This is a genomic window from Geodermatophilus pulveris (assembly GCF_900188375.1).
In the GTDB taxonomy this organism is placed as follows: domain Bacteria; phylum Actinomycetota; class Actinomycetes; order Mycobacteriales; family Geodermatophilaceae; genus Geodermatophilus; species Geodermatophilus pulveris.
Genome location: NZ_FZOO01000023.1, coordinates 1 through 1,209, shown reverse-complemented (window position 1 = coordinate 1,209; position 1,209 = coordinate 1). Strand labels below are relative to the sequence as shown.

The 1,209-nt window shown below is 72.5% G+C and carries 1 protein-coding gene; it reads left to right on the top strand.

The window, feature by feature from the left end; genetic code table 11:
* Nucleotides 1-1,209 (top strand): homogentisate 1,2-dioxygenase (locus CHB98_RS20890; protein WP_089307534.1); only part of this gene is annotated, 1,209 nt, incomplete at both ends.

The window sequence follows — 1,209 nt, the reverse complement described above, 5'->3', positions numbered from 1 at the left end:
GATGGCGTTCTACCGGCAGGTGGGTGAGGTCCCGCGCAAGCGGCACACCCAGTTCCGCCGTCCCGACGGCGGGCTGTACTGCGAGGAGCTGGTGGGCGAGGAGGGCTTCTCCGCGGACTCCGCGCTGCTCTACCACCGGGGCATCCCCTCCGCGCTGGTGGACGCCCGGCCGTGGCAGCTGCCCGACCAGACGCTCACCCCGAACGCGCCGCTGCTGCCCCGCCACCTGAGGCTGCACGACCTGTTCCCGGGCGAGGAGCACAAGGCGGTCGACGCGGTGACCGGGCGGCGGCTGGTGCTGGGCAACGGCGACGTGCGCATCTCCTACGCCGTGAGCAGCCTGCCCAGCCCGTTGTACCGCAACGCCACCGGCGACGAGTGCGTGTTCGTCGAGCGCGGCACCGCCACCGTGCAGACCGTGTTCGGCGCGCTGCAGGTGGGCCCGGGGGACTACGTGGTCCTGCCGCGGGCCACCACGCACCGCTGGGTGCCCACCGGCGGCGAGCCGCTGCGCACCTACGCCATCGAGGCCACCTCCCACATCACCCCGCCCAAGCGGTACCTGTCGAAGTTCGGGCAGTTCCTGGAACACGCTCCCTACTGCGAACGCGACCTGCGCGCCCCGGGGCAGCCGCTGCTGGCCGAGGGCAGCGACGTGCAGGTGGACGTGCAGGTGTACGTCAAACACCGCGGTCCCGGCCCCGGCGGGCTGGCCGGCACGATCCACGTCGTGCCCGAGCACCCCTTCGACGTGGTCGGCTGGGACGGCTGCCTGTACCCCTACGCGTTCAACGTCGCCGACTTCGAACCGATCACCGGCCGGGTGCACCAGCCCCCGCCGGTGCACCAGGTGTTCGAGGGCGGCGGGTTCGTGATCTGCAACTTCGTGCCGCGCAAGGTGGACTACCACCCGCTGGCGGTGCCGGTGCCCTACTACCACGCCAACGTCGACTCCGACGAGATCATGTTCTACGTCGACGGGGACTACGAGGCCCGCAAGGGCTCCGGCATCGGCCGCGGCTCGGTCTCGGTACACCCCGGCGGGCACTCCCACGGCCCCCAGCCCGGCGCCGTCGAGCGCTCGCTGGGCGCGGAGTCCTTCGACGAACTGGCCGTCATGGTCGACACCTTCCGCCCCCTCGACCTCGGCGAGGCCGGCCTCGCCGCCGACGACGGCAGGTACGCCTGGACCTGGTCCGGCCGGGGACC